Genomic DNA, 5,726 nt, shown 5'->3' on the forward strand with positions numbered 1-5,726 from the left:
ATCCAACTATAAGCGAACAGATGACCATGGGCGCGAACCTCGCGCCGCGGTGAACAGATGAGAGTCGAGCAAGCGATGTTTGGTGCGGGCTGCTTCTGGAGCGTCGAGGAGGCATTTCGCCAGGTGCCGGGCGTGGTGAACGTAGCCGTCGGCTACAGCGGCGGGACGGTCCTGAATCCGACCTATCGGATGGTCTGTAGCGATCGCACGGGTCACGCCGAAGTGGTGTGCGTTGAGTACGATGCAGAGCAGGTTTCCTACGATGATCTGCTGAATGTGTTCTGGCAGATCCACGACCCTACCACGCTAAATCGGCAAGGCGTCGACTTCGGATCGCAATACCGTTCGGCGATTTTTTTCTATGGCGACGAGCAGCGCGCCTGCGCCGAAGCATCCAAGAAAGAACTTCAGCATTCGGGCCGTTTTGGTCGTCCGATCGTCACCGAAATATCGCCTGCAGGCGCATTCTACCGCGCCGAGGAATATCATCAGCGCTACCTCGAGAAAGCCGGGCTGTCGGAGGGATGCGGTTTCAACGGTTGCGGCGGGAAGATCGTGCGCAAAGCATTGCGCCACGGCTGACCCTTCCAACCCGACTCGCCAAGGGACACGAGCATCGTGGTGTCCTCGGATCATGGCGGGATGAACTTGTCTGTGTATGCCTGCCGATTCTCCAGAAACAGCTGAAGGCGCGGCGAGTGCGCCGGCGCATTCGCGGGACCGCCTGACCTCGGTAGCGGCCCGCTTTCAAGCCGTAGCTTTGCGGCGCGCGCTGATCGTAGGCGTGCTGGTTCTGCTGGTGATGGTCGGGCTGTTCCTGTCGAATTTCGCGGTCAACAAAGCGCTTGGGTACTGGGAGCTGATGTTTCCAGTTTTCGGTGTCGCATGCGTGTGGCACGAGCTGGCCGACGGCGCTGCGTATGTCAAGCCGCTATGGCGCGTACTGCTGCGTCAGTTTTTCCACTGGATGTTTCCGATTGTCGCGGTGCGGGTTCTGTTCCTCCAGCATGCGCGCGGCGAGATGTCCGCCGATTCGGTCGCGCTTGTGGTCCTGGTCTTGCTCGCGCTCACTTGCTTCCTCGCTGGAATACACTTCGACAACAGCTTCGTGTGGGTCAGCTTGGTCCTAGTCGCGGCAGCAATTGTAGGGACCGAGGTCGAGACCTATTTGTGGCTGATCGCGGTTCTGGGGGCCGTCGCTCTCGCGCTGGCGGTGCTTTCGAGCGTGTTGCTCCGCAGACGCGGGGGCGCTGCAAACGCACCCTCCGGCTGATGATGCGCCACACCGAGCTAATTTCCGCGTCCCGACGGCCGGCATTTAAGGGCAGGCCAAGGTGGTGTACAAGGCTTGTTAAGAGGTTGATTCCAAGCTGTCAATTTCGTGTTTCCTCTAGCGATTTTGGCTGTTATCGGCTTGACGTGCGCTGATATAGGCTAATATAGAGAGTCAGGCCAAGAATGAGCCGCTATAACGAATACCGACGGGATGTCCTCGAGGTCAGCCGGAGACTGTCAGAGGGCGGATATTTCGGCACCAAGTCAGGTACCGCCGGGAACGTCTCGGTGCTGGTCGAAGGCGAAGAAGTGATTGCGATCACTCCGACCGCCATGCGTTACGACTTGATGCGGCCGGAGGACATCTGCGTCATCGATTTCCACCTCCAGCGCATAGAAGGTTCCCACCAACCTTCGATAGAGTCGCCGATGCATATCGCAGCCTACCAGGTGCGTCGCGACGTCAACGCGATCATCCACACCCATCAGGTCTACGCCAGCTCGATCAGCATCCTGAACCTCCCAATTCCGCCGCTGTTCGATGAAGTGACGCTCGCAATCGGCGATATCGTTGATGTAATTCCGTACGCGCTCTCCGGCACGCGCGAACTGCATGAGGCGGTCGCGCGCAAACTCGCCAATCGGTGCCACTGCTACCTGGTCCAGAACCACGGAGCGCTGTGCGTGGGTGAGGACCTGGAGAACACCTTCACCTATGTCGAGTTACTCGAGAAAATCTCGGTTGTGTATTCGCACGCGCTGGCCAGCGGCAAACCGATCAGCACTCTGCCCCGACCGGTAGTCGAGAAACTCGTCGCTTCAATGCTCGCGCGGCAGGACATCGAAATCGAACGCAAGGACGCGCTCACGAGAAGGGCCGCTGCGCGGCGCGCCTGAGACGTGCTGGGGTTGCGCTCAACCGTCGCCCTCTAAATGAGGCGGTGGCGATCGACGTTTTAGCCACCGTGCCTGGAGTCGCGTGAAGCTGGTTGCCGGAATTGACGTGGGCGGGACCAACACCGACGCGGTGCTGGTTGGCGATACGCAAATAGTTGGGTGGGCGAAAGTCCCCACCACCGCGGATGTCTACAGCGGGATCGTTGCCGCGCTCAAAAAAATCGGTGGCGCGGCCAGCGCAAGCCGCGTCCACATTGGGACGACGGCGTTCACCAACGCGCTGGTCGAACGGCGCGAACTCGCACCCACTGCCGCGATTCGTGCCGGAAAGCCAGTCTCCGAATCGCTGCCACCCATGACCGATTGGCCCGACGATCTGCGAGCTGCGGTTTCCAACCAGAGCTACTTCGTCAGTGGAGGACGCGAATACGACGGGCGTCCAATCGGAACGCTGAATCGACAGGAGCTCGCGGAGATCGCGCGGCGGCTCAGCGCGACCGAAACCACGCAGGCCGCGGTGACGTCCGTCTTCGGAACTTCGTACCCCGACGATGAGGTACGGATTGCCGAATGGCTGGTAGCCGAAAACCCCAGGCTGCAGGTTTCGCTCTCGCACCGGATTGGCCGGTTTGGAATTCTCGAACGCGAGAACGCCACGCTGCTCAACGCGATGCTGCGGCCCCTGGCGGCGCGAACCCTCGCCGCGTACCAGGCGGCGGTACCCGCCAATCTTTTCGTCAGCCAGAACGATGGAACCGTGGCCCGCGCGAGTCGCGCGGTCGAGGCCCCGATTTTCACGGTGGCTTCAGGACCGACCAACAGCCTGCGCGGAGCCGCAATCCTGGCGTCGTCACAGGAGGCGTGCGTGCTGGACGTGGGCGGAACTACCACTGATGCAGGCGTGGTGCATCTTGGCTATCCGCAACCGGCCGGCCTGGATCTCGCAGTCGGCGGAGTGCGGACCAATTTTCGGATGCCGGATCTTTGCTCGGTCGGGATCGGCGGCGGCAGCCTGGTCGACTTGGAAACCGGCGAGGTCGGGCCACGGAGCGTGGGGTTTCGCTTGACCGAGGAAGCGATGGTGTTTGGCGGTGCAACCCTGACGCTTACCGACGTAGCAGTGGCCGCCGGCCGAATCCGGTTGGGCGACCGCTCCCGCGTGGCACATCTGGGAGCCGAAACAATCGCTCGCGTGGACCAGCGCTTGCGTGTACGCCTCGAGCGGTTGCTGGAGAATTTTGAGCGTGCCGGGCGCAACCTTCCGATCATCCTGGTAGGCGGAGGGGCGCCGCTCATCGAGGCGCTGCTGCGTGACCTTGGCCGGAAAGTGTTGTGCCCGGAACGTGCCGATGTTGCCAACGCCTATGGAGCTGCCATGGCGCAAGTCGGCGGAGAAGCCGACCTGACATTTTCTTCAACAGCAATTTCGCGTCCGGAAGCTCTCGCCCGCGCTGAACGTGAAGCGCATCGGCGCGCCGCTGATGCCGGTGCCGCGCCGGACACGGTTACCACGGTCGAGCTCGAAGATGCAGCGTTCTCCTACCTGGCGAGCGACGCGATTCGGGTTCGGGCGCGCGCCGTCGGCGATATCGAGGACCAGGCTCAATGAGCTACGCGATTCACAGGTCCGATGTATCGGCTCTGGCGCTGGGCTCGGCGGTGCTCGGATGCGGCGGGGGTGGCAATTCCTACTATGGTCAACTGGTCGCGCGACGCCTCCTGAGCGAAGAGACGGAGGTTCGGGTCATCGATGTCAATGACATGGAACCCGGCTCCTTCGCCATCAGCCCGGCCGCGGTAGGCGCTACCCTGGTAGCGTTGGAGAAGCCGCCGAGTCTGATTGCCTTGCGCGCCGGCCTCGATGCGGTCACCCCAGCGCTCAAGGGCCGGCTGACGGCATTCTTCGCCGGTGAGATCGGCGGCTTGCAGTGCATCTTTCCGCTACTGGCCGCGGCCCAAGCCGGATTGCCACTGCTGGACGGCGACGGGATGGGCCGCGCGTTTCCGGAGCTGCAGATGACGACCTTCTCTATCTACGGGACGACGCGGGGGCTACCCCACGCGCTCAGCAGCGACCGCGGCATTCTGCCCCTTCCGCCAATCAACCACCCCGACCCTGCGGGCTCATCAGGCGAACCACCCGGAATCCACTTTGAGCGTGCGGTCCGCAAAGTGTGTACCGAAGAAGGCGGGTTGATCTATCTGACCGCGGTTTTCGATCAAGAGTCCTTAAGCCGCACACTGGTGCGCGGCTCCATCTCGCTCGCGCTGCGAATCGGGCGCGCCGTGGAATCCGCGCGCGCGAGCGCCACGGATCCGATCCGCGCCATCATCGATGCCGCCGATGGAAAACCGCTCCTGGTGGGCAAGGTAGTCGACGTCGAAAGGCAGTTCCGCGCCGGACACGACTGGGGAACCGTGCGCGTGGAAGGGGTGGACGAGGACCGCGGTCATCGAGCGGAAATCGCGTTCAAGAATGAATATCTGATCGTAAAGCTGGACGATGAGGTCGTCTTAACCGTTCCCGACCTCATTGCTCTGGTTGAGACCGAGTCCGGCACTCCGGTCAGCACCGACATCCTGAGACCGGGACTGCGTGTCACGGTCCTGGCCCTGCCGGCCTCTCCATTGCTCACGACTCCAATCGCACTCAAATCGGTCGGACCGAGTGCGTTCGGCTACGATCTTCCTTACATATCTTTTCGATCCGCTTAGAAGCACGGGTCGCCTTTGTTGTGTTCCCGGAGCGCGCCCTCGCCCGCGCGTTTGTACCAACCGACAATGCTCTCCGCACGTGGTCCCTTGCTGGCATGCGGTTCGATCATGGATGCCTCCAGTCTGCGTACTCTCAAACCGCATTTTGAAGCAGGATGAGAAAAGCGCCGAAACGCGGCGGCGTCTGCTCGAAGCCGCGATCCTATGTGTGATCGAACGCGGGTACGCTAACACCACTGGTTTGGGGATCGCGGAGCGCGCGGAATTGTCGCGCGACGCTCAGCTCTACCACTTTCCGACCAAGGAGGATTTGTCGCCAAGGCGGTCGAGCAACTGAGTGAACTGCTGTCGAACGAGATGCGGCAGAAGGTGGAACAGCTCCCGGTCGAAGCGGACCGGCGTTCCATGGCGATCGACCTCATTTGGGAAACCGTTAACGGCCCGCTTTACCAAGCCTGGCTAGAACTGGTGATTGCCAGCCGCACCGACGCCTACCTCCGCAATTCTATCCGCGCGCTTTTATACTCGTCTCAGCGAATCCGTAGAAAGGATGCCAAGGGGCCTGTTCGAGCCTTTCGCTTCGAGCCTTCCGAACCAGGATCTCTTCCCGGTCATGCTCGCCCTTATTATGGAAGGATTGGCGATCGGCGGGGAGGTGGGTGAGCAGCGAGTCATCGAACAGGTCCTGGACGCGGCCAAGATCATCTGCGGGGCGCTGTTCACTCCTCGATCGGCGGGGTAGCCCCCGAATTCGGCCCCGCGTGCGCTGTCGCATCCACCGGGGAAGATCTAATCTTCATTGCGACCATCTTTCTTAACAGTTGGGTACGGATTTCGGT

At 61.6% G+C, this 5,726-nt stretch carries 6 protein-coding genes; all 6 read left to right on the plus strand.

All coding sequences use genetic code 11. The features are described 5' to 3' along the window. The first annotated feature begins 57 nt into the window (after window positions 1-57). The 6 genes from msrA to VGI36_00570 all read left to right on the plus strand — a co-directional run bounded on the left by msrA (window position 58) and on the right by VGI36_00570 (window position 5,629). A complete protein-coding gene (msrA, locus tag VGI36_00545) occupies window positions 58-582 on the plus strand; it encodes a peptide-methionine (S)-S-oxide reductase MsrA (GenBank protein HEY2483600.1) in 525 nt (174 codons plus the stop codon). A 76-nt stretch (window positions 583-658) separates the two neighbouring features. Further along, entirely contained in the window at window positions 659-1,273 is a 615-nt protein-coding gene (locus VGI36_00550; protein ID HEY2483601.1) for a hypothetical protein, read from the plus strand. Window positions 1,274-1,458: 185 nt separating this feature from the next. Continuing rightward, complete coding sequence (locus VGI36_00555; GenBank protein HEY2483602.1) at window positions 1,459-2,172, plus strand: class II aldolase/adducin family protein; 714 nt, start codon at window positions 1,459-1,461, stop codon at window positions 2,170-2,172. Between the two features lie 82 nt (window positions 2,173-2,254). Then, complete coding sequence (locus tag VGI36_00560) at window positions 2,255-3,781, plus strand: hydantoinase/oxoprolinase family protein (protein HEY2483603.1); 1,527 nt, start codon at window positions 2,255-2,257, stop codon at window positions 3,779-3,781. Further along, window positions 3,778-4,887 carry a DUF917 domain-containing protein gene (locus VGI36_00565; GenBank protein ID HEY2483604.1) on the plus strand — a complete coding sequence of 370 codons (1,110 nt, stop codon included), beginning with the start codon at window positions 3,778-3,780 and terminating at the stop codon, window positions 4,885-4,887. Before VGI36_00560 ends, VGI36_00565 begins: the two co-directional genes overlap by 4 nt. Window positions 4,888-5,500: 613 nt before the next feature. Continuing rightward, a complete protein-coding gene (locus VGI36_00570; protein ID HEY2483605.1) occupies window positions 5,501-5,629 on the plus strand; it encodes a hypothetical protein in 129 nt (42 codons plus the stop codon). Window positions 5,630-5,726: the final 97 nt, after the last annotated feature.

The organism is Candidatus Binataceae bacterium (genome assembly GCA_036495685.1).
GTDB lineage: Bacteria > Desulfobacterota > Binatia > Binatales > Binataceae > JAFAHS01.